A 19,760-nucleotide genomic window follows, 5' to 3' on the forward strand; every position below is an offset into this window, starting at 1 on the left:
GATCAGATGACGTCGCGGATCTCGGCTCGGGCTGCGCGCAAGGCGAGCAGCCCCAAGGCGGTGAACAGCACGCCCCAGCCGAGCGCCGCGGGCAGTAGCCACAAGTCAGGCAGGCGGGCTTCGAGCATCATCTGCCGACCGGCTTCGAGCGCGGGATAGGTCGGGTTGTAGGGCAGGATCCTCTGGGCGGCCTCGGGCAGAATGTCGGGCTTGTAGACCATCGGGTAAGCCCAAAAGCCGATCATGAGTACGATGCGGATGACTTCGGTCATGTCCTTGACGAAGGGCACCACCGCCGCGCCCAGCGCCCCCACGCCAAAGCCCAGCAGCAGCAACAGCAGGAACGGCACGGGGGCCAGCAGCCAATAGGCGTTGGGTATGAAGCCGAAGGGGATGGCCGCGACGGCGAGGATTGCGTAGCTGATCGTGAGGCTGATGGCGGCCGAAACGACCGTCTGGGCGACGAACGCGCTCTCTGGGATTGGCAGTTTGCGGAGGTATTGCGCGTTTGCGACCACCGCCTGGCTGCCGCGCGACACGGTCTCAGCAAAGGCCAGCCATGGCAGCATCGCGCTGCACAGATACACCACGTATGGCGCGTCGCCCGTGCCCTCGCGGCTCATGATGTTGGCGAACACAAGCGAGTAAATCAAGATCATCGACAGCGGCTGGATGATGTTCCACAGCACGCCCGCACTCGCCCCGGCGTAGCGATGTCGCACGTCCGCGAGGGCCGTTCGCCAGATGTACGACGCGTGGGGCAGCAGTTCCAACATTGGCGTGGTTCCGGTCAGTCTCGGTGCTTGCTGCGCAGCTTCGTGCTCAGGCGGCACACGAGTTGGGCGCGTTCGGTTTCGTCGATCCAGTCCTGGAGCGTTGCGGCGATTTCATCCTCCGGCACCGGCGCGCCCGGCAACGGACACGAGGCGCCCAGTTGTCGATCCGCGATGGCCCGGTATCGCGTCAGGGTGCGGTCGCCGTACATCGATACGAAGTCGAACTCCTCGTTCAGGAACAGCACGACCGGTACGCGGTTGCCGTCATTGATGACCAGCCGCCGCGCAAGATCCATGTGCTCGTCGCGATCGAGCAGGCGGAGATGGATGAGGTCGGGCCGCAGGCCGGCGATCGCATCGAGCATGGGCACTTGCTGCACGCAATCGCCGCACCAGGTTCCGCTGACGCCCAGGACGTGCATCGTGCGCTTGAACCCGTCGAACAGCGACCGGTGCTCGGCGGTCGGCTGGACACGGCCGCGAAAGTCGGTCCAAGCGCGTCGGTGGTTCTCGCTGCCGGTGGCCACGTAGTCGTCGTACGACAGACCCTGGTCGAATTTCGTCCGGAGGTATTCGGTCTCGATCATGGCTGCACACTACGCGCTGCGAGCCTCGGACCACGACGCGTGCCACATTCGGGGCAGGTCTCCCCCACCGCCCCCGAGAGGTCGTACCCGCACGCGAAGCAGGCCGGAAGGCGAACGCAACGCCTCGCCTCGCGACCGAGCACGCCATACTGAAACGCGAACGCCGACACGGTTCCAAGAAGCCACGCAAGCCCGTAGCCGAGGATCGCGGCAGCAAGCAGCGGATAGACCGAGATGCCGAACGGTCCGGTGGCTTCCGTGCGGGCGATCGAGCCGTCGGGGTGGAACGTGGTGACCTGCTCGTAGACCGTGGTGACCGCGGCCAGCAAGCCCAGCCAACCGCCTGCGCCGACAATGAAGGCCGCGGGAACACCCAGGTTCAGGGCCCACCGGCGGCGTGCGAGCAGCGGCCGAATCAGGGTTCGGGCCTCTTGAAGGGACAACCCGAGTTCGTGCGCGATGGCCGCTCGCGGCTGGATGGCCCACCGCAGCGTGGAAGCCGTGCGGCTCATTCGAGCGTGATTGGGAAGTGGAGCGGAAGAGATTCGAACTCTCGACCTCATCATTGCGAACGATGCGCTCTACCAACTGAGCTACCGCCCCGTATGCCTGCCCCAGCGGGCCGAGCGGCGGGAGTATAGGACGCCCGCTGGAGAGCGTCTGGAAGACAAGTTCACGTCCTATAACTATAAAACCCCGCTGGCAGGCAGGTTTTCTGGCGCAGCGGGCGGCGATGTCCGTTATATTGGCTAGTGCTAACTAATGGCTTGGCTTCACGATCCGGGGAGGGGCGGATCGTGAAGCCCGCCGCCATCCGAGGCGACGGACAACGCGGGTCGATCGTGGAGGAAACCGGATGAACGAGAACTCGACACGCTCGGAGCGGCTTCGCTGCCGGGCCTTGGTGCTGGGCATGATCGTCCTGACGGCGCTGGCGGGCTGCTCATCGCACGGCCACTACGGCTACGGCTACCACGCCGGTTACGGTCACCACGCCGGCTACTCACAGTGTACCGGCGGCGCCGAAGACGCGATCCTGGTGCTGCTGATCTACGGCGTAGCCAGCATGCTGCACTGGTGCTTCAGTTAAGGCGGGCTCGCAGCACGCTCAATTGATGTAGAACAGAGATCGGAACAGATCGTCGCCGAACGTGTCCTGCATGTCGGCCCAGAGTTCGTCGCGCGTCACGGGTCGATCTTCCACGGGCACCAGATAGGGCTTGGCGGCCGATCCCTGCACCCAGTAGAGCACGTTGAACGCTCGCGGCTCTTCGAAGAACGCCCGCACGTCGATGCCCTGCGATCCATCGCCGCGCCAGAACCGCAGGAGCTTCTCGCCCTTCAGCAGCGCCTCGGCCTCGTCGAGCAGATCGAGCCACATGCGTACCTGCGGCTCGCCCAGTTCCACGCCGCGCATGGCCGGCGACTGATGCGGCGCGGGCAGCCACTCTCGATCGTCGTCGGTCTCGGCTCGGGCGCTCTTCCACATGTCGCGGCTGTGGCCGATGGCGTTCAGCAGGTGCTGGCGGGCGCGGGACATCCGCTCGGCCCCATCGTCGGCAAGCGGAAATTCGAGGCTTCCGACGAACGCGAGCACGTCGGAAACATCGATTTCCATGCCCGTCGGGTCGAACGGGCGACGCTGCTGCAGGAACGGATAGGGCGTTTGAGCCCTGGGGAAGAACAGGTGGGCGCAGCGGTTGAAGATCTCGCGATTGTCGTAGGCAAGCATGATCTCGCCCAGGGCCATCAGCACGTCGTTATATGCCCGAAGCCAGTGCAGATCGGTCGCATCAAGCCCGAGCACGAAGGAACGCTGATCGTCGGGCAGGTTCACGCCGTCGCGAAACACGATCGCGAATGCACGCGCGGCTTCTTCCTGCCGCGTGGCTTGGCCATCGCCGTTGAAGTCGATCTGGATCTCGGCCATGTCGAGGCGGAGCTTCCAGTCGCCATCGGCCGGGACCGCGGCCAGCAGTTCGTCCGCGTCGTGCAGATCTGCAAGCCAATCGCGCATGATGCGGCGCACGTCTTCCGGCGTGATCTCCTTCGGATCCTCGTTGCGGCCGGCCTGCATCATGCCACGGAACATCATGATGCTGCCAGCGCGCACTGGCTGACCGGCGCCGTACTCGTACAACTGCTGCACGCCACGCTCGCCGCTTCGGAAGAACACGGCGAGCGCGTGAGCGAACCGCGTGCGGGCGTCGGCATCGCCGCGCTCGACCTGCGCGCCAAGGAACTCCACCGCCTTGCTGAGCGTTGCATCGGGAGCGGTAAATGCGTCGGTCACCGGATCGGCCGCAGCGCCCGTGGCGAACGTGGCCCCGAACAAACTCATGAGAAGTGCGTCTCGGCAGCGCATCGCAAGTTCCCCCATGCAAGAGACCCAACTCCCGCGACGCCGCGCGCCATGGGCGGGTATGGTTCATGCTATGGCACACCCACCAAGCGAGCGGCCCGACGACGCCGGCGGCCTGACCCGTCGGGAATTCATGCGAACGACCTCGGCCGGCCTGGCCGCTGCCGCAGGCGGGGGTTACCTCGCCTCCCACGCGTCGGCCGCCTCCCGGCGGAATGATGCCGTCGTGGAAGAACTCGACGCATTGCCGCAGGACCGCTCGTGGGGCGAAGGCCCCTTCGGGTATGACCTTCCCTACACGAGCCAGCGCATGCCCGTGCTTGCTCGCAACTGCGTCGCCACCAGCCAGCCGCTCGCCGCGCAGGCCGGGCTCGAGATGCTCCGCCTTGGGGGCAATGCAGCCGACGCCGCGGTCGCGACGGCCGCCGCACTCACGGTCGTCGAACCGACGGCCAACGGAATCGGCGGCGACAACTTCGCGTTGCTCTGGATGAAGGACGATGCCGGCAATGCGAAGTTGCATGGCCTGAATGCCTCGGGCCGCTCGCCCAAGGGCCTGAAGCGCGAGGACTATGAAGGACTGGACCGCATGCCGCTGTACGACTGGCGCGCGGTCACCACGCCGGGTGCCGTGTCCGGATGGGTTGCCGTCAACGAAAAGTTCGGCGCGCTCCCGCTCGAGAAGGTGCTCGAACCCGCCATTCGGTATGCGCGGGACGGCTATCTGGTGAGCCCCGGGGTGTCATCGGGATGGACGGCCTCTTCGCGACGGTACCGCGGAGCCGATCGCTTCGAGGGATGGCAACAGACGTTTGCACCCAATGGTCGCGCGCCGGAGCCGGGCGAACTCTTTCAGAGCGAGGGGCATGCGCGCACGATCGAGGCAATTGCGCGGACCAAGGGACGCGCGTTCTACGAGGGCGAGATCGCTGCGGCCATCGAGGCCGAGAGCATCAAGTACGGCGGTTCGCTTCGAAGGGCGGATCTCGCGGCGCACGAGGCTCGCTGGGTCGAGCCGATTTCCATCGATTACCGCGGCTGGCGGCTGCACGAGATTCCGCCGAACGGACAGGGCATTACCGCCCTCATCGCGCTTGGAATCCTGCGGCACATCGACCTCGCCGCCAAGGACATCGACTCGGCCGCCTGGATGCATCCACAGATCGAAGCGATGAAGCTGGCATTCGCCGATGCGCATCAGCACGTTGCCGACCCCGAGCACATGCGTGTGTCGGTCGATGAATTGCTCGACGATGGCTACCTGGAGTCTCGCGCCAAGCTCATCGATCCGAGCAAGGCCGGCAACTTCGAATACGGCGATCCGAAGGAGGGCGGCACCGTGCTGCTGACTGCCGCCGACGCCCAGGGCAACATGGTCAGCTTCATCCAGAGCAACTACACGGGCTTCGGCTCGGGCATGGTCGTGCCGGGGTATGGCGTCGCGATGCACAACCGCGGCGGCAACTTCTCGCTCGAGCCCGGCCATGCCAACGAGATCGCAGCGGGCAAGCTGCCCTACCACACGATCATCCCCGCGTTCGTCACGCGCGACGGCCGGCCCGCCATGGCCTACGGCGTGATGGGCGGGTTCATGCAACCCCAGGGCCATGCCCAGGTGCTCGTACGCATGGCCGACCACGGGCAGAACCCCCAGGCATGCCTGGACGCCCCCCGCTGGCAGATCGAGCGCGACGGCCGCGTCATGATCGAGCCAGGCTTCGAGACGATGGCCGGCCAAGCGGTCTACGACGAGCTCGAGAAGATGGGCCACCCGATGCGCCGCTATCGCACGCGGAATGCGACGTTCGGCCGCGGGCAGATCATCTACAAACTCGAGAACGGATACATCGCCGCCAGCGATCTCCGGGCCGACGGGCAGGCGGTGGGGTTCTAGAACGAACTGGCCTTCTTGTCGGCGGCTTCGATCCACGCCTGCGCCTGCTGGGCCCACATGGTGCCGGGCACGGCGCCGATGACGCGGTTGAACCAATCACGCGCCTTGGTTGCCTCGCCCAACTTGTCATAGGCTTCGGCGACACCCAGCATGAGCTGCCCCTTCACTTCGACCGGCTGCTTGTCCCAGTTAGCCTGCAGCTTCGCTAACGCAACCTGAGCATCCTCGATGCCCTGCCTGGCGTAGCCGTTCGCCATGTTCTCGATCGGGTGGTGCTTTGCCAGGCTCAACAGCATGTTTGCCGCGACCATGCGCACGCCGGGGTTCTCGGGCTCGAGTTCGCGAGCCCGATTGAGATCGGCGAGCGAAGCGTTCGTGTGGTTCATCGCAGCGCGGAAGTCGCCGCTCGACGAGGCTTTGCCCGCCTCGAACATTCGGGCGGCGCCGCGCCAGGCGATGGCCTCGGCGTGTTCTGCATCGGCCTCGAGCGCGCGCTCGCACTCAGCGATCAGGCGCTGCCGGGCTTCCTCATCGCCCTGTGCCGCCTTAACGAAGTCGGCAAACACCTGTCGCTCGAACGCCCTGTAGCCGGTGTCACCGGGCTCGATCTGGATGAACTCGAACGCTCGCTCGTTCTCGACCGGGGCGCCCGACTCGGCGGACTGGCAAAGCGCGACGCTCGCAGCGGCGAGCAGCGCAACGACGGCGGGGCCAAGATGTTTCATTTGATATCTCCCTGGCACGGTGGCTTGCACCAACTTGTTCTAGGAATCCAAGCCATTCGCTTTCAATGCCGCGTGGAGCGGAGCAACCAGCTCGCCGTATTTTGCCGCCCGGCCCTTGGCAGACTTGTAGATGGGCCGGCGCACTTGCGTCACGCTCAGCGTGCGGTCGGCCCGATTGGCCTCGTGCGGTCGCAGGCAGCGGTCATCCCATGGCAGGCCGACGAACTCGATGACTTTCCGGGCAGCCTTCGGCAGGTCGTTGACCAGGTCCTCGTATCGCACCGTGAGGAAGTCGTTCCCGCACGCCTGCTGCCAATGGGCCGCCAGACGCTCGTTCTCGGCGTACACGGCGGCAAGATCATCAAAGTCATCGGCATAGGGGATGGACGAAGGACGCAACCGCTCGAAGTAGCAGGACAGGCAATTGTCGGCCGGATCGCGACGCGTATGGATGAACTTGGCGCCCGGCAGGATGCGATCGGCGAAGCCCAGCCGGCGCATGTTGGCCAGATCCTTGTTGGAGATGACCTTGACGGTCGGCGCCTTGGCGCGCATCGCTCGCTCGTATTCACTCGCACACGCGTCCATCTGCTCAACGGTCATCTCGCGGACAAACTCCGGCCATTGCGTGGGCTCGAAGTTCGTCTGAGCACCGCGGAGGATGAGTTGGAGCGTGAAGTCTTCGTCGGCGCCGAAGGCGTCTGGATGCGCGTGGATGATGCGCTCGGTCAGCGTTGACCCGCTGCGGGGCATGCCCACGATGAACACCGCCCACGAGCCATCGCGGGTAGCACGGGGACCAGAGCGCATCCAGTCCTGGCTGAACGTCTCGATAATCCGATCATTCTCGGCCCGGTAGTCATCGATGCTGAAGGGCATGCCCAGTATGGCATTTCCTCGCCGGGCGGCCTCGAGCGCTTCGGCAAACTGCTTGTTGCGTTCGTACACGCGGGCCATGGTGAGCAGCGTGCTGCGAAGCTGCGGCTCTTCGGGCAGATCGGCGGCCATCACGCGCTCGCCCAGCGCGATCGCATCGTCCAGCCGCTTTAGCTCCATGAGCACACGCACGCCGACCGCCGACAGCGAAGGATTCGTCGGATTGCTTGCCACGGCGGGCTCGAGCGTCTTCCACGCCCGCTTGAAGTTGCCCTGCATCTCGTACACTTCGGCTCGCCCGGCAATCGCGGGCGGAAAGCCCGGGTCGATCTTCAAAGCGTTGGTGTAGTGGGCCAGCGCGTCCCCGAGTCGGCCGGCATGTACGTAGGCCTCCGCAAGCTGAACCTCACGAAGCGGGGAGGGCGGCGCGTTGTCGACGACGAACTTGCGATGCTCGATGGCCTGGTCGATGTAGCCCGTTGCAAGGCAGACGTCGCCCATCAGCAGCCGGACCTCGGGGTCGCGCGGCAGGCTTTGAAGCAGGGTGAGCCCGAGGGCGTAGGCCTGCGGAAAGTCGCCCCGCGCGTTGGCCTCGCGGGCCATGTGGATCAGTTCTCGTGCTCGTTCGGGACTCAGGCTCATGGCCCATCATAAACCCGGATGCGGCCGCGTCTCGGGAACGCCCCAACGGGCCATGGCCTATCGTCGACGGCTTGGGGGACTCGTGCGGGAGGGAGGTCCTGCGTGCACAACCTGCTTGATCTCGACGCTTCGCTCGAACCCATCCAGGCGGAACTTGCCTCGTACCTGGGCCGAGTCGTCGACCGCTTTGACGCCGCCCTGCACAGCGACATCCTCGCCGTCCAGCGGCTGACCCAGCACGTGGAACGCTACCGGGGCAAGATGCTCAGGCCCGCACTGGTCGCGTTGTCGGCCGGCGCCGCGCACGGCGATCTGGCCGAGGTTCTCCAAGGCCCCGGCGGCCCTGCCCTTGAGGTCATCGGCGCGGTGTGCGAGATGGTGCACATGGCCACCCTCGTTCACGACGATGTGCTGGACGAGGCCGACACCCGACGCCGGGGCCGAACGGTCAACGCCATGAGCGGCAACGAGACGGCCGTGATTCTGGGCGATTACCTCATCGCCGGGGCGTACCACCTGTGTTCAACGCTCGACGAGCAGGCCACAGCGCTTCGGATCGCGCGGGCCAGCATGGTGGTCTGCAGCGGAGAGCTGCTCCAACTCGATCGGCGCGACGATTTGAGCCTCGACCACGCAACCTACTTCGAGATCATCGACCGAAAGACCGCCGAACTCATCGCCGCCGCCTGCGAGCTCGGCGCCACCAAGGGCGGAGGGACCCCTGAGGCCGTATCGGGTCTGGAGGCCTTCGGTCGGCAGATCGGCGCCGCCTTCCAGGTGCGCGATGATCTGCTGGACCTCACCGGCCGCGAAGAGGTCGTCGGCAAGAGCGTGGGACGCGATGCGCGCAAGGGCAAGCTCACCCTGCCGGTCATCCACCACCTGTCCGAAGCTGAGCCGGCCGAGAGGGCGCACAGCCTGGCCCTGGCGCTCCGGGCGGCCCGAGACGAGGACGACGACGCCCCCGCGCAGCTCCGCCAGCGGCTGGAGACCACCCATTCGATCCAGCACGCCCAGGAGACCGCCGAAACGATCGTCGCCCGGGCGCGGGAGCAGTTGGAGCTGCTGGCGGACTCGCCGGCACGACGGGCCCTGCTGGCGATGGCCGAGGCCGTAGTGAGCCGGGCATTCTGACCACCGGTTGCCCGGAATCGTGGGCGGCCGGACGGGCCTTGGGCCGGTGACGGCGCAATAATCAGGTTCCGGTGGCCCCAGGCCATCGGCAGCCCCGGGCGTGTGCCAGAGTGGACTAATGGGGCGGATTGCAAATCCGTTTGGCGAAAGCCGTTCGTGGGTTCGAATCCCACCGCGCCCTCTTCTTTGCTCCCGCGACGAATTCGTCGCGCGAACCCGAATACTTCCCGATCGGAGGCTCTGATGACCACCGCCGCTCCCGCTCAGAAGGCCGGCCTCGAAGGCGTCGTCGCCGGCGACACCGCGATCTGCAACGTCGAGCAAGACGCCCTGATCTATCGCGGCTACGAGATCCACGACCTGGCCGAGAACGCCAGCTTCGAGGAGGTCGCCTACCTGCTGCTCGAGGGCGAAAAGCCCACCGCCGAGCAGTTGCAGTTCTTCAAGGACGAACTGATCGCCAACCGGGCCCTGCCCACCCAGGTCATCGACTACCTCAAGACGGTCAAGCCCATGGTCATCGCCGGCAGCGCGGTGCCCATGGACATCCTCCGCACGGCCGTCAGCCTGCTGGCCAACCTGGACAAGGAGTGCCAGGACATCAGCCCGGAGGCCAACCTCCGCAAGGCCAAGCGGTTGACCGCCAAGATCCCCACCATCATCGGCCACATGCAGAACGTCATCGACGGCCGCGAGATCGTCGCGCCCGACACCGGCGGGGACGCCAACCTGAGCCACGCAGCCAACATGCTCTACCTGATGAGCGGCCAGCGCCCCGACGCCGAAGCCGAGAAGGTCGTCGACGTCTCGCTGACCCTCTACGCCGAGCATGACTACAACGCCAGCACGTTCACCAGCCGCGTCATCGCCGGCACCCTCAGTGACATGCACGGCGCGGTCACTGGGGCCATCGCCGCCCTGAAGGGCCCGCTGCACGGCGGCGCCAACGAGGCCGCGATGGACATGCTCCGCGAGATCATGAAGGACCTGGACGGCAAGATCGAGCCGCAGGCCGTGCAGCAGTGGATGCACAAGGCCTTCGAAGAGAAGCGCAAACTCATGGGCTTCGGCCACCGCGTGTACAAGAACGGCGATCATCGCGCCCCGATCCTGCACAAGCTGGGCCGCGCGGCCGCCGAAAAGCGCGGGGCCGAGTACGTCAAGTGGTTCGACCTGGGCGAGATCGTGCAGAAGATCATGCTCGACGAGAAGAACATCCATCCCAACGTCGACTTCCCCTGCGGCATGACGTATTACGCGCTTGGCATCCCCGTGCCCCAGTACACGCCCATCTTTGTGGCCGCCCGCATCACCGGCTGGGCCGCCCACATCATGGAGCAGCACGCCAACAACCGCCTCATCCGCCCGAGGGCGAACTACGTCGGTCCCGACCTGCGCAAGTGGAACGGCTGATCGGCAACGATGTCCCAACGCGAGTTCGAGTCGACACTGCACACCGATCTGGCCGACCGTATGACCTACGGCGGCTATCTGCATCTCGAGAAGGTCCTCACGGCTCAACAGCCACTGAGTTCGCCCGCGCATCACGACGAGATGCTGTTCATCATCCAGCACCAGACCACCGAACTGTGGCTGAAGCTGATGATCCACGAGCTGCGCGCCGCGATCGTGGCGGTGCAGAACGACGACCTCGAGCCCAGCTTCAAGATCCTCGCCCGCGTCAAGCACATCCTCCAGCAGTTGCTCAACCAGTGGAGCGTGCTGGCGACGCTCACGCCGACCGAGTACGCCCAGTTCCGCGGCGTGCTCAGCAACGCCAGCGGCTTCCAGAGCTTCCAGTACCGGCTCGTCGAATTCCTGCTGGGCAACAAGGACCGCCGCATGCTCAAGGTGCACGAGCTTGACGCCGCAAACCACGCCGTGCTCAAGGAAGCCTTGGAATCGCCGAGCATCTACGACGCGTTTCTCGCTTGCATGAAGCGGCAGGGACTGCCCATCCCCGGCGACGCCGTAGAACGAGACTTCAGCCAGCCCCGCGAGATGGATGAGCGTGTGATTGACGTGCTCAAGACCGTTTACGAGAACCCGCACGAGCACTGGGCCAGCTACGAGATGGCCGAGAAGTTGGTAGACGTCGACGACCAGTTTGGCCAGTGGCGTTACCGTCACCTGCGCACGGTGCACCGCATCATCGGCATGAAGCGCGGCACCGGCGGCAGCAGCGGCGTGCCCTTCCTCCGCCAGATGATCGACCACCAGTTCTTTCCCGAACTCTGGGAGGTCAGGACACGGATCGAGGAACTACCGGCACCGAAGTAGACGGGCTCATTCCGTCCCCGGCAGCGCAATCACGAAGTCCGTCCCCCGCCCTACTTCGCTCGTGAACGTCATCTCGCCCCCGCTGGCCTGCACGATGCGCCGGCTCGTCGGCAAGCCAAGCCCCGTGCCGCCCTGCTTGGTGGTGAAGTAGGGGTGGAAGATCCGCTCGGCCGTATCTTCGGCCATGCCGGGACCGGTATCGGTCACGTGGATCTCGATCATGCCGTCGCGCGGCCGATGGCGGACACGCAGCATCAGTTCCTTTGGCGTCGCGCCGTCTGCGTCGGCCATCGCCTGCGTGGCATTGAGCATGAGATTCAGCACGGCCTGCTTCAGCCGGGGCGCGTCGACCTGCACTAATGCCGGCTCCTGCGCAAGCTCGACCCGGATGCGCACGCCGCGGCTCTCGGCCTGGGGCAGGAAGAAGTCGGCCAGCTCTTCAACCAGCCTGTTCAAGTCCACCCGCGTAGGGCTCAGCCGAAGCTCGCCGGCAAAGTCGAGGAAGTCGCTGAGGATGTCGCCCAGCCGCTCGACCTCGCGCTTCAACGTGCCCGCCCGCCGCACCAGCCGCCCCCGCTGCTGCTCGTCGACCGCCGAGATGTCGTTCACCGCCTCGGCCAATAGCTGCGCGTTCATGCCGATGGTCGATAGGGGGTTCTTGATCTCGTGCGCAAGTCCGCCGGTCATTGAACCGATCTCGGCAAGGTGCTCGGCCGCCCGGGCCCGGCCCTCGGCCTGCCTGGCACGCCGCATGAGCACGCGCGTGGCCCACCAGCCTGCGGCGGCCGCGACCAGGAGGCCGCCGCCGAAACCCGCCAGCGCGTTGGTCAATGGTGTGCCCCACGGTTCGAGCGACATATATGGAGCATAGTGGCCTGACCGGGTGCGAAACTACCGGCGCGGCGTCCGCTTGGCCTCCGGAGCATCGGACCTGGTCTCAACGGCGCCCGGACGCTCGACCCGCGTGGCCTTCCACCCCCGCGCGGTCTTCTCGGCGTCATACTCGACCATTGATCCGTCGCGCAAGGAGCGATACCCCGGCCCCTTGATGGCCGAGTAGTGCACCATGACGTCCTGACCCTGCGGGCCGATGATGAAGCCGTAGCCCTTGCGGGCGTCGAACCACTTCACCTCTCCCTCGAGACCCACCAGCACATCCGTCGGCTTGTCGGACATGGGCTCAGCTCCGCCATTCAAGCCCGCGAACAGCCCCACGTCGCGGGAAGAGTGAACGGCCATCAGTCCGGTCGGCACGGGCCAACCTTCGCCGGGCTTACCCAGTTTACCAATTGCGTCAGCCGAGCGTGACATGAAATTGCGCTTCAACGAGGAAGTTCGCGGAATCTTGATCGACGCCTCGCCCTACGCGCATGAAATGACGCTCACGCCTCCCCTGTCTGAGGGATGCTCCAACGACGCCGGGCAACGAAAAAACCCCGCATACAGCGGGGCTTATGCGTCAGTCAGTCACGAGGGTTCAGTCGACGGCGGCGGGTCGACGGCCACCGCGACGCTTCGAGCGACGTCCATCGCGGCCACCTTCACGGTTACCGTCCCGGCCGCCGTCACGGTCACGATCGCCATCGCGATCCCGGCCGCGACCTCTGGAACCGCGATCACCGCGGCCGCCACGGCCCTCGCGCTCGCCGCCGCGTTCTTCGTCATCGCCGCCGCCGCGTTCCTCGGGCGGCAGGGCCTGCTTGCGGCTGAGCTTGATGCGGCCCTGGTCGTCGACCAGGATGACCTTCACCGTCACCTCGTCGCCCACGTTGACCACGTCGGTGACCTTCTCGACGTAGCCGTCCTTGAGCTCGCTGATGTGGCACATGCCGTCGGTGCCCGCGGCGATCTCGATGAAGGCGCCGAAGTCGCGGACGCTCACGACCTTGCCGGTGTAGATCGAGCCGACCTTGATCTCTTCACCCAGCGCTTCGATTTCCTGCTTGGCGCCCGCGAGGCTGTCGCCGTCGGTCGAGGCGACCGACACGGTGCCGTCCTCGGCCACGTCGACCTGCACGCCCCACCGCTCCTGGATGCCGCGGATGGTCTTGCCGCCCGGGCCGATGAGCTTGCCGATCTTCTCGGGATTGATCTTGATGGTCTCGATGCGGGGCGCGTAACGAGAGATGTCCTCGCGGGGTGCTTCGATCACCTGCTCCATGATGTCGATGATCTCCAGCCGACCCTCGCGAGCCTGGTCGAAGATCAGCTCGATCTGGTCCATCTCAAGGCCGCGGGCCTTAAGGTCCAGCTGGATGCCCGTGATGCCGTCACGCGTGCCGGCGATCTTGAAGTCCATGTCGCCGAAGAAGTCTTCCTCGCCGATGATGTCGGTGATGTAGACCTCGTTCTGACCGTTCTCGTCGGTCACGCGACCGACCGAGATGCCAGCGCACGTCGCGCGGATCGGCACGCCGGCATCCATGAGCGCCAGGCACCCACCGCAGATCGACGCCATCGACGACGAACCGTTGCTCTCGGTGATGTCGCTCACCAGGCGAATGGTGTAGGGGAACTCGTCCGGCCCGGGCAGGATGCCCAGCAGGCTGCGCTCGGCCAGGGCGCCGTGGCCGATCTCACGTCGGCCCGGGCCCATGATGCGGCCGGCCTCGCCCACGCAGAAGGGCGGGAAGTTGTAGTGCAGCGTGAACTTTTTGCTGTACTCGGGCATCAAGCCGTCGACGATCTGCGCGTCCTTGCCCGTTCCAAGCGTGCAGCTCACCAGGCTCTGCGTCTCGCCGCGCTGGAAGATCGCCGAGCCGTGCGTCCGCTCGAAGTAGCCGACCTGGCCGTAGATAGGTCGCAGCTCCTTGGCCTTGCGGCCATCGGCGCGAAGGCCCTTTTCGACCAGCAACTGACGCGTGACCTTCTTCTCCAGCGTGCGGAAGGCTTCCTTGGCCATCGCGCGCTGCTTCGTGCTCTCGAGGTGTTCGCCGGGCGTGCCGTCTTCGATGATCGGGAAGTGCTCATCGAGCACCTCGTTGCGGATCTCGCCCACCGCCTGGCTGCGATCGTGCTTGCCGGGAATCTGCCGGGCCTTCATGAGCCTGGCCTTGGCGGCCTTGGCCACCGTCTCCACGATGTCGTCGGCGGGCAGGTTGATGTTGTCGCCCAGCCGCTTCTCCTGGCCGGCCTCGGCCGCCAGATCCTCGATCAATTCGAGGATTTCGCCGATGACTTCCTGGCCGAACTCGATGGCGTCCAGCACGTCGTCGTCGGGCACCTCGGCGGCGCCGACCTCGATCATGTTGATGCCATCGGCGTGGCCGCTGAGCACCATGTCCAGATCGCTGTAGTCCATCTGGCTGGCCGTCGGGTTGGCCACCAGCGTCGGGCCATCATCGGTGTGCACGCGGCCAACGCGGACCGTGGCGATGGGTCCCTCGAAGGGTGCGTCGCTGAGCGTCAGGGCGGCCGAGGCGGCCACCGACGCAAGCACGTCGGTGTCGTTCTCGCCGTCGTGGCTCATGACCCAGCACTGGATCTGCACTTCATCGATGAAGCCATCGGGGAAGAGCGGGCGGATGGGCCGGTCGATCATCCGCATGGTGAGGATTTCCTTCTCGTTGGGAGCGCCCTCACGCTTGCGGAACCCGCCGGGGAACTTGCCCGCCGCCGGCAGCTTCTCGCGGTAATCGACCTGCATCGGGAAGAAGTCCAACCCAGGACGCGGGTCGGCCCGCACCACCGTGGCCAGCACGGCGCTTCCGCCATACCGCAGGATGACCGCCGAGGAGGCCAGGCGTGCCACCACGCCGGTCTCGATCGACATCATGCGGCCCGCGATCTCGCGCTCGACCTTGATCTGCTCGGAAATCAGAACGTCTGCCATCTGTAAGACCTCTATGGGTAGGAGCCGAGCGATCAGGCCGCTGACTCAACAATCGCCAAACACCGGCGTCCACGTGGTGACGCCGGCCGCGAGGGATAGAGGGACGAGGAGGTGGAAGGGGCAGAGGACGTAAAGCAGTGCTATTGCGAAACTTCGCCAATCCACTGCGTCGCGCCGACTGCTCCTTCGGCCTTCCGGAACCCTCGCACGAATCGGGCTTGCCGAGGGCCCACGCGGGCCCGGGCTCCGTGCCCGGCTGTCAGAACGGGACGGCCTCTTTCCCCGACGCCCATGCGCCAGGCCCGCCCCGGAAATGCCTCAAAACAACAAAGCCCCCAGATGGGGCTTTCTACCTACAAGATCAGATTACTTGCGCAGGCCCAGCTTCTGGATCAGCGCCTTGTAGCTGTCGTGGTTGGTCCTGCTCAGGTAGCGGAGCAGGCGGTTGCGCTTGCCCACCATCAGGATCAGCCCACGACGGCTGTGGAAGTCGTGGCGATGCTCACGCAGGTGGCCCGAGAGTTCCTTGATGCGGCTGGTCAGGATGGCGATCTGCACCTCCGGAGAGCCCGTGTCGCCCTCATGCCGTGCGTGTTCGCCGATGACCTCTTGCTTGACCGCCGGTTCGATTGCCATAAACCCAGGCCTCTCCGATTCTCTGTAGGAACTCGATACAACCACCCGGCCGCCGGCCACCCCGGCGATCCGCCACAGCCAGAATGATAGCCCGAAAGCCAGGCCGGGGTCCAGCCCCTACCCGAACCACCGCAGACGCCAGTTCCCGCCCTCGTAGATCATGTCCATGAAGCTCCAGCTCAGCCCGTCCCGGGCCAGGCCGGTGACCTGCAGGCGGATCACGTTGTTCCCAAGCGACTTCATGATCACCTGGGGTGAATTCTCGGCCAGCGGCCCTATGCGGTTAAACAGCAGCAGCACGTCGTCGCGACGCCGCAGCAGCGTCTCGTAGGCCCGCTCGGGCGGTAGGCCGCGGGCCTCGTACTCGGCCCGGGTAGCGTCGCTGAGCAGGTGTTCCAGGAACAACTCCCGCTCCAGCGGCTCGTCGTCGTGGATCAGGGCATGCTGGATGTGGGCCATGAGATCCCGACCGGTCCGGGATCGCAGCACGATCTCGCCGTCGGGCATTTCCTGGCGAATCGGCGGCAGATCCGCCGGATCCGCCCCGCCGGGCCTGACGCTGTCGGACCGATCCCGTGGCGCACCACCGAGGCGGCCGAACAGGTCGTTCTTGGGCCGTTCGTCGAGCACGACCTCCTGGCAGCCCGACGCGAGCGCGACGAGCAGGCACAGCATCGCCAGAGCGCCCCTAGGCATCGCCCCCACCAGAAGCCCTGGACGCACACCCACAGCCAGGGCCGCACCCGCCTTCGGGCATCGCTTGCGGCTGGGGCATGGGCCCTGCGAGCAGCTCGATCTTGGCATTGAGGAATTTCGTGTGGTGCTCGAGGTGCCAGGTGGCGACCGCCAGCATGTCGCGAACGCTCATGCTTCCCCGTTCGGGGTGCATCGCCGTGCGGTTCTGCGAAGCCTCGTCCAGATCGAACAGCCAATCGATCGCCCAGCGACGAAGGGTGTGGACGATCGCCACCGAGCCGGCCACGGGCGGGGCGCTGGTCACGCCGCTGCGGGTTCCGCGGCCGTACAGCGGCCCATCAAAAAACGCCTGCTCGTCGAACACGCCCAGCACCGGGGTTTCCTCCGAGATCGCCCGCCGCATGCGGTGCAGGTACACGAGCTCGCAGTCCGCCAAGTGGGTCACCAGGGCCCGAATGGGCAACTGGCCGGCCCCCGAATCGGGCTTGAAGGGCGTATCGAGCTCGCCCTCGGGCAGGTGGAACAGCCGCGGATCGAACCACTCCACCCCCACGGCATACCGCCGGACGAGGTCGGGCCAATCCATGGCGGCCAGGGCCTCGATGGGGGCCACCTCCAGTTGGGTGCTCATCGGGCCGCAGGCCTTGGCGTCGGTCGGGGCTTGTGTCATGCCCGATGGTATGGGCCCCGTGGCTTCCTAACCTGTGCCCGGTGACCAACCCTGAACCCCAACCCAACGCCGACAAAAGCGTGCCCACGTCCTGCCAGACAGACGGCTGGGCCTGCAGCCTCCGCGTCATGACCATGCCGCGGGACACCAACCAGTACGGCACCATCTTCGGCGGGGTCATCCTCAGCGCCATCGACCAGGCCGCCTTCGTCGAGGCCCGGCGGCACGGCGTGCACCGCTGGGTGACCGCAAGCGTCGATCGCGTCGAGTTCAGCCAGCCCGTGCACGTGGGCGATCTGGTCACCTGCCTGACCAGGACGACTCGAAAGGGCACCAGCAGCGTCTCCGTCGAGGTCTGCGTCCAGGCCGAGCGGTATGAGGGCGGCCAGACCGTCCGCGTGACGCAGGCGCAGCTCACCATGGTCGCTATCGGGCCCGACGGGCGGCCCGTGCCCATGACCAGCCCGCCCACGGCCCACCTGCCGCTGATCACCACCTCAACCGATTGACGCCCCGGCCCGTACAAGATCCAGGAGTGACGCCCATGGGCGACCAACCCGAGGCACCCCGGCTGCTGGCGCTGCTGAGCGGGGGCGGCCGGACTCTCATGAACCTGCTCGGCGAGATCGAGGCGGGCCGGTTGCGCGCCACCGTGTCCGGCGTCATCGCTTCAAGACCCTGCCCGGGCGTCGAGCGCGCACAGGCCCGCGGGCTTCCAACACGCATCATCCGAGGCGTCATTCCCGCGCGCGAACTGGAGGCGCTGGTGAGCGAGCACGATGCCTCGTGGGTCGTGCTGTGCGGCTACCTCCAGCGGCTGGAGATTCCCGCTTCGCTCGAAGGCCGGGTCGTCAACATCCACCCAGCATTGCTGCCCAAGTTTGGCGGGCCCGGCATGTACGGCGATCGCGTCCACCGGGCCGTGCTCGAAGCCGGCGAGGCCGAGAGTGGTTGCACCGTGCACCTGTGCGACGCCGAGTACGACAGCGGGCCCATCGTGCTCCAGGCGCGCTGCCCCGTGCTGCCCGACGACACCGTCGAGACCCTGGCGGCCCGCGTCTTCGAGGTCGAGTGCAAGGCATATCCCAAGGCGCTCGCGATGCTGCTGTCCGGCAATCATGCCGCCAAGGAGGCCACGCGATGACGGCGATGAAGAAGGCTCTGTTCCTGGTTGCAATGCTGGCCGCGTGCATGGCGGCCTGGGCACAGGACGCGCCGGTCGTCCCGATGTCCGATGCGCAGCTCGAGACCGAGGCGTATGCGCTGGCGACCGAGGGCGACTACGCCGCCGCCCTGCCACTCTTCGAGGAGATGGCGCGTCGCGATCCGGAGTCGTTCGTCCCGCCGTACAACATCGCCAGCGCACTGGCGCAGCTCGGCCGCGTCGAAGAATCCCTGGACGCGCTCGACCACGCCATCGAGCTTGGCTTCGACGACCTGGCCCACCTGCAAAACGACCCGGACCTGGAACCACTTCGCGGATCGGAACGATTCGCCGAAATTCTGGATGCATGGCCAGCACGGATGGAGGCGCTCGCCCAGGCCCGGTTCGATGCGCTCATCCAACGCTTCGGGGGTGGGTACGCGACCGAAGAAGACGCCTTCCTGCGTTTGCGCTTTGCCGTTGGCTTGCCGCCCGAGAGCTTCGCGATGGCCCGGCAGGAACTCGATCTCGTCAGCCGGTGGGCGGTCGCGCACCTGTTCGACAACCTCTCCGAAGCCGACGACGCCTCAGTGCCGTGGGTCAACGTGGTCATTCCCACCGACGGCGACTTTGCGCGATGGGCCGCCCAGAGGCACGGCGCCTCGGCCCGCGGCGCCACCCGGCAGATCGCCGGCACCTACGACCACGACCGCAAGGAACTGGTCTGTAAGGACCTGGGCGCCACGCTCCGCCACGAGGTCTTCCATGCCCTGCATTACCGCAGCCAGAGCCTGCTGGGCCAGCGACACGCCTCGTGGATCATGGAAGGCCTTGCCTCGCTTGTCGAAGACGTCGACCCCAACCCCGATGGCACGCCATCGTTCACACCTTCATGGCGCAGTAATCTCGTCCGAAAGGCCCACCGGGGCAACGGGCTGAAGACGCTCGAACAACTGGCCCAAACCCCCGACCACCTGTTCGTCGGGACGTCCCAGTTGCTGCACTACGGCCACGCGCGGACCGTCATGCTCTACCTCGTGGCCGCCGGCAAGCTCGAGGCCTTCTACGACAATTACGTCGACACGTGGGAACGCGATCGCACCGGCATCCAGGCCCTCGAACGCACCTTCGAGGCCAAGATCGATCAGATAGAACTGAGCTTCCGGCGGTGGATCGAACGCCTGCCCGTGGCGCCCGAGCAGCACCATCCACCCACCGCCACGCTGGGCATCGACGTAGACGGCGAGCGGGGCGAGGGCCTTGCGGTGCTGCGCATCGCCCGCGGCTCGCCCGGGCGAAAGGCGGGGCTGCGCCCGCGCGACGTGCTGGTTGCCATCAACGGCCAGGGCACGCGCGACATCAACGAGCTCTATCGCGTCGTCGGACGCTACCTCCCAGGAGACACGGTGATCCTGAGCGTTCGTCGCGGGCGGCGGATGCTCGAACTGCCGGCAGAGCTTGCCAGCCGACGCGAGTTCGACACCGTCCGTATCCCCGGCGGCTGAC

General features: G+C 66.2%; 20 protein-coding genes and 2 tRNA genes. 9 read left to right on the forward strand and 13 right to left on the reverse strand.

Translation table 11 applies throughout. The annotated features are described in order from the left end of the window. Positions 1 to 2: 2 nt before the first annotated feature. The 4 genes from RIE32_06675 to RIE32_06690 all read right to left on the reverse strand — a co-directional run bounded on the left by RIE32_06675 (position 3) and on the right by RIE32_06690 (position 1,966). Complete coding sequence (locus RIE32_06675) at positions 3 to 776, reverse strand: ABC transporter permease (protein MEQ9095932.1); 774 nt, start codon at positions 774 to 776, stop codon at positions 3 to 5. Positions 777 to 790: 14 nt separating this feature from the next. Beyond that, entirely contained in the window at positions 791 to 1,363 is a 573-nt protein-coding gene (locus RIE32_06680; protein MEQ9095933.1) for a thioredoxin family protein, read from the reverse strand. Continuing rightward, positions 1,360 to 1,875, reverse strand: coding sequence for a hypothetical protein (locus tag RIE32_06685; protein ID MEQ9095934.1), 516 nt, complete (start codon positions 1,873 to 1,875; stop codon positions 1,360 to 1,362). Before RIE32_06685 ends, RIE32_06680 begins: the two co-directional genes overlap by 4 nt. 18 nt (positions 1,876 to 1,893) lie before the next feature. After that, positions 1,894 to 1,966 (reverse strand) — tRNA-Ala (locus RIE32_06690). A gap of 253 nt (positions 1,967 to 2,219) precedes the next feature. On the opposite strand from RIE32_06690, the gene RIE32_06695 reads away from it, so the two are divergent. Then, the gene (locus RIE32_06695; GenBank protein ID MEQ9095935.1) at positions 2,220 to 2,453 is read left to right on the forward strand and encodes a hypothetical protein; all 234 of its coding nucleotides are present in this window, start codon (positions 2,220 to 2,222) and stop codon (positions 2,451 to 2,453) included. 18 nt (positions 2,454 to 2,471) lie between these two features. On the opposite strand, the gene RIE32_06700 is transcribed toward RIE32_06695, so the two are convergent. Continuing rightward, positions 2,472 to 3,704 (reverse strand): hypothetical protein, encoded by a 1,233-nt coding sequence (locus RIE32_06700; GenBank protein MEQ9095936.1) that lies wholly within the window; start codon positions 3,702 to 3,704, stop codon positions 2,472 to 2,474. Between the two features lie 94 nt (positions 3,705 to 3,798). On the opposite strand from RIE32_06700, the gene RIE32_06705 reads away from it, so the two are divergent. Continuing rightward, on the forward strand, positions 3,799 to 5,619 hold the full coding sequence (locus RIE32_06705; protein ID MEQ9095937.1) for a gamma-glutamyltransferase family protein: 1,821 nt from the start codon (positions 3,799 to 3,801) through the stop codon (positions 5,617 to 5,619). On the opposite strand, the gene RIE32_06710 is transcribed toward RIE32_06705, so the two are convergent. Further along, positions 5,616 to 6,344, reverse strand: coding sequence for a hypothetical protein (locus RIE32_06710; GenBank protein MEQ9095938.1), 729 nt, complete (start codon positions 6,342 to 6,344; stop codon positions 5,616 to 5,618). The genes RIE32_06705 and RIE32_06710 overlap by 4 nt on opposite strands. 39 nt (positions 6,345 to 6,383) lie before the next feature. Next, positions 6,384 to 7,862, reverse strand: coding sequence for a sulfotransferase (locus RIE32_06715; protein MEQ9095939.1), 1,479 nt, complete (start codon positions 7,860 to 7,862; stop codon positions 6,384 to 6,386). Between the two features lie 102 nt (positions 7,863 to 7,964). Between RIE32_06715 and RIE32_06720 the strand changes: the two genes are divergently transcribed. The 4 genes from RIE32_06720 (at position 7,965) to RIE32_06735 (ending at position 11,276) form a co-directional block, all read left to right on the forward strand. Next, complete coding sequence (locus RIE32_06720) at positions 7,965 to 8,996, forward strand: polyprenyl synthetase family protein (GenBank protein ID MEQ9095940.1); 1,032 nt, start codon at positions 7,965 to 7,967, stop codon at positions 8,994 to 8,996. Between the two features lie 96 nt (positions 8,997 to 9,092). Next, positions 9,093 to 9,177, forward strand: a tRNA-Cys gene (locus tag RIE32_06725). Between the two features lie 62 nt (positions 9,178 to 9,239). After that, the gene (locus RIE32_06730) at positions 9,240 to 10,409 is read left to right on the forward strand and encodes a citrate/2-methylcitrate synthase (GenBank protein ID MEQ9095941.1); all 1,170 of its coding nucleotides are present in this window, start codon (positions 9,240 to 9,242) and stop codon (positions 10,407 to 10,409) included. A 9-nt stretch (positions 10,410 to 10,418) separates the two neighbouring features. Further along, positions 10,419 to 11,276 (forward strand): tryptophan 2,3-dioxygenase family protein, encoded by an 858-nt coding sequence (locus RIE32_06735; protein ID MEQ9095942.1) that lies wholly within the window; start codon positions 10,419 to 10,421, stop codon positions 11,274 to 11,276. A 6-nt stretch (positions 11,277 to 11,282) separates the two neighbouring features. Here RIE32_06735 and RIE32_06740 read toward each other — a convergent pair whose 3' ends face one another. From RIE32_06740 to RIE32_06765, 6 genes are all read right to left on the reverse strand, one after another. Beyond that, entirely contained in the window at positions 11,283 to 12,134 is an 852-nt protein-coding gene (locus tag RIE32_06740) for an ATP-binding protein (protein ID MEQ9095943.1), read from the reverse strand. Positions 12,135 to 12,167: 33 nt separating this feature from the next. Continuing rightward, positions 12,168 to 12,452 carry a cold shock domain-containing protein gene (locus RIE32_06745; protein ID MEQ9095944.1) on the reverse strand — a complete coding sequence of 95 codons (285 nt, stop codon included), beginning with the start codon at positions 12,450 to 12,452 and terminating at the stop codon, positions 12,168 to 12,170. A gap of 301 nt (positions 12,453 to 12,753) precedes the next feature. Next, entirely contained in the window at positions 12,754 to 15,108 is a 2,355-nt protein-coding gene (gene pnp / locus RIE32_06750; protein MEQ9095945.1) for a polyribonucleotide nucleotidyltransferase, read from the reverse strand. Between the two features lie 366 nt (positions 15,109 to 15,474). Next, positions 15,475 to 15,744: a 30S ribosomal protein S15 gene (gene rpsO, locus RIE32_06755; GenBank protein MEQ9095946.1), complete on the reverse strand. Its 270-nt coding sequence runs from the start codon at positions 15,742 to 15,744 to the stop codon at positions 15,475 to 15,477. A gap of 117 nt (positions 15,745 to 15,861) precedes the next feature. Then, positions 15,862 to 16,440: a hypothetical protein gene (locus RIE32_06760; protein MEQ9095947.1), complete on the reverse strand. Its 579-nt coding sequence runs from the start codon at positions 16,438 to 16,440 to the stop codon at positions 15,862 to 15,864. Continuing rightward, entirely contained in the window at positions 16,433 to 17,110 is a 678-nt protein-coding gene (locus RIE32_06765; GenBank protein MEQ9095948.1) for a DinB family protein, read from the reverse strand. Before RIE32_06765 ends, RIE32_06760 begins: the two co-directional genes overlap by 8 nt. 128 nt (positions 17,111 to 17,238) lie before the next feature. On the opposite strand from RIE32_06765, the gene RIE32_06770 reads away from it, so the two are divergent. Genes RIE32_06770 through RIE32_06780 form a run of 3 tightly spaced genes read left to right on the forward strand, consistent with a single transcriptional unit; the run spans position 17,239 to position 19,759 of the window. Further along, positions 17,239 to 17,619, forward strand: a complete 381-nt coding sequence (locus RIE32_06770) for a hotdog domain-containing protein (GenBank protein MEQ9095949.1) — start codon at positions 17,239 to 17,241, stop codon at positions 17,617 to 17,619. Positions 17,620 to 17,654: 35 nt separating this feature from the next. Then, positions 17,655 to 18,254 (forward strand): phosphoribosylglycinamide formyltransferase, encoded by a 600-nt coding sequence (locus RIE32_06775; GenBank protein MEQ9095950.1) that lies wholly within the window; start codon positions 17,655 to 17,657, stop codon positions 18,252 to 18,254. Next, positions 18,251 to 19,759, forward strand: coding sequence for a PDZ domain-containing protein (locus RIE32_06780; GenBank protein ID MEQ9095951.1), 1,509 nt, complete (start codon positions 18,251 to 18,253; stop codon positions 19,757 to 19,759). Before RIE32_06775 ends, RIE32_06780 begins: the two co-directional genes overlap by 4 nt. The last annotated feature ends 1 nt before the right edge of the window (position 19,760 follow it).

The organism is Phycisphaerales bacterium (assembly GCA_040221175.1).
Lineage (GTDB): Bacteria > Planctomycetota > Phycisphaerae > Phycisphaerales > UBA1924 > JAHCJI01.

Excerpts from the sequence above, each read along its gene's own strand:
- RIE32_06675 (MEQ9095932.1), bottom strand. The coding sequence starts at position 776 with ATGTTGGAACTGCTGCCCCACGCGTCGTACATCTGGCGAACGGCCCTC.
- RIE32_06680 (MEQ9095933.1), bottom strand. The coding sequence starts at position 1,363 with ATGATCGAGACCGAATACCTCCGGACGAAATTCGACCAGGGTCTGTCG.
- RIE32_06685 (MEQ9095934.1), bottom strand. The coding sequence starts at position 1,875 with ATGAGCCGCACGGCTTCCACGCTGCGGTGGGCCATCCAGCCGCGAGCG.
- RIE32_06695 (MEQ9095935.1), top strand. The coding sequence starts at position 2,220 with ATGAACGAGAACTCGACACGCTCGGAGCGGCTTCGCTGCCGGGCCTTG.
- RIE32_06700 (MEQ9095936.1), bottom strand. The coding sequence starts at position 3,704 with ATGAGTTTGTTCGGGGCCACGTTCGCCACGGGCGCTGCGGCCGATCCG.
- RIE32_06705 (MEQ9095937.1), top strand. The coding sequence starts at position 3,799 with ATGGCACACCCACCAAGCGAGCGGCCCGACGACGCCGGCGGCCTGACC.
- RIE32_06710 (MEQ9095938.1), bottom strand. The coding sequence starts at position 6,344 with ATGAAACATCTTGGCCCCGCCGTCGTTGCGCTGCTCGCCGCTGCGAGC.
- RIE32_06715 (MEQ9095939.1), bottom strand. The coding sequence starts at position 7,862 with ATGAGCCTGAGTCCCGAACGAGCACGAGAACTGATCCACATGGCCCGC.
- RIE32_06730 (MEQ9095941.1), top strand. The coding sequence starts at position 9,240 with ATGACCACCGCCGCTCCCGCTCAGAAGGCCGGCCTCGAAGGCGTCGTC.
- RIE32_06735 (MEQ9095942.1), top strand. The coding sequence starts at position 10,419 with ATGTCCCAACGCGAGTTCGAGTCGACACTGCACACCGATCTGGCCGAC.
- RIE32_06740 (MEQ9095943.1), bottom strand. The coding sequence starts at position 12,134 with ATGTCGCTCGAACCGTGGGGCACACCATTGACCAACGCGCTGGCGGGT.
- RIE32_06745 (MEQ9095944.1), bottom strand. The coding sequence starts at position 12,452 with ATGTCCGACAAGCCGACGGATGTGCTGGTGGGTCTCGAGGGAGAGGTG.
- pnp (MEQ9095945.1), bottom strand. The coding sequence starts at position 15,108 with ATGGCAGACGTTCTGATTTCCGAGCAGATCAAGGTCGAGCGCGAGATC.
- rpsO (MEQ9095946.1), bottom strand. The coding sequence starts at position 15,744 with ATGGCAATCGAACCGGCGGTCAAGCAAGAGGTCATCGGCGAACACGCA.
- RIE32_06760 (MEQ9095947.1), bottom strand. The coding sequence starts at position 16,440 with ATGCCTAGGGGCGCTCTGGCGATGCTGTGCCTGCTCGTCGCGCTCGCG.
- RIE32_06765 (MEQ9095948.1), bottom strand. The coding sequence starts at position 17,110 with ATGACACAAGCCCCGACCGACGCCAAGGCCTGCGGCCCGATGAGCACC.
- RIE32_06770 (MEQ9095949.1), top strand. The coding sequence starts at position 17,239 with ATGACCATGCCGCGGGACACCAACCAGTACGGCACCATCTTCGGCGGG.
- RIE32_06775 (MEQ9095950.1), top strand. The coding sequence starts at position 17,655 with ATGGGCGACCAACCCGAGGCACCCCGGCTGCTGGCGCTGCTGAGCGGG.
- RIE32_06780 (MEQ9095951.1), top strand. The coding sequence starts at position 18,251 with ATGACGGCGATGAAGAAGGCTCTGTTCCTGGTTGCAATGCTGGCCGCG.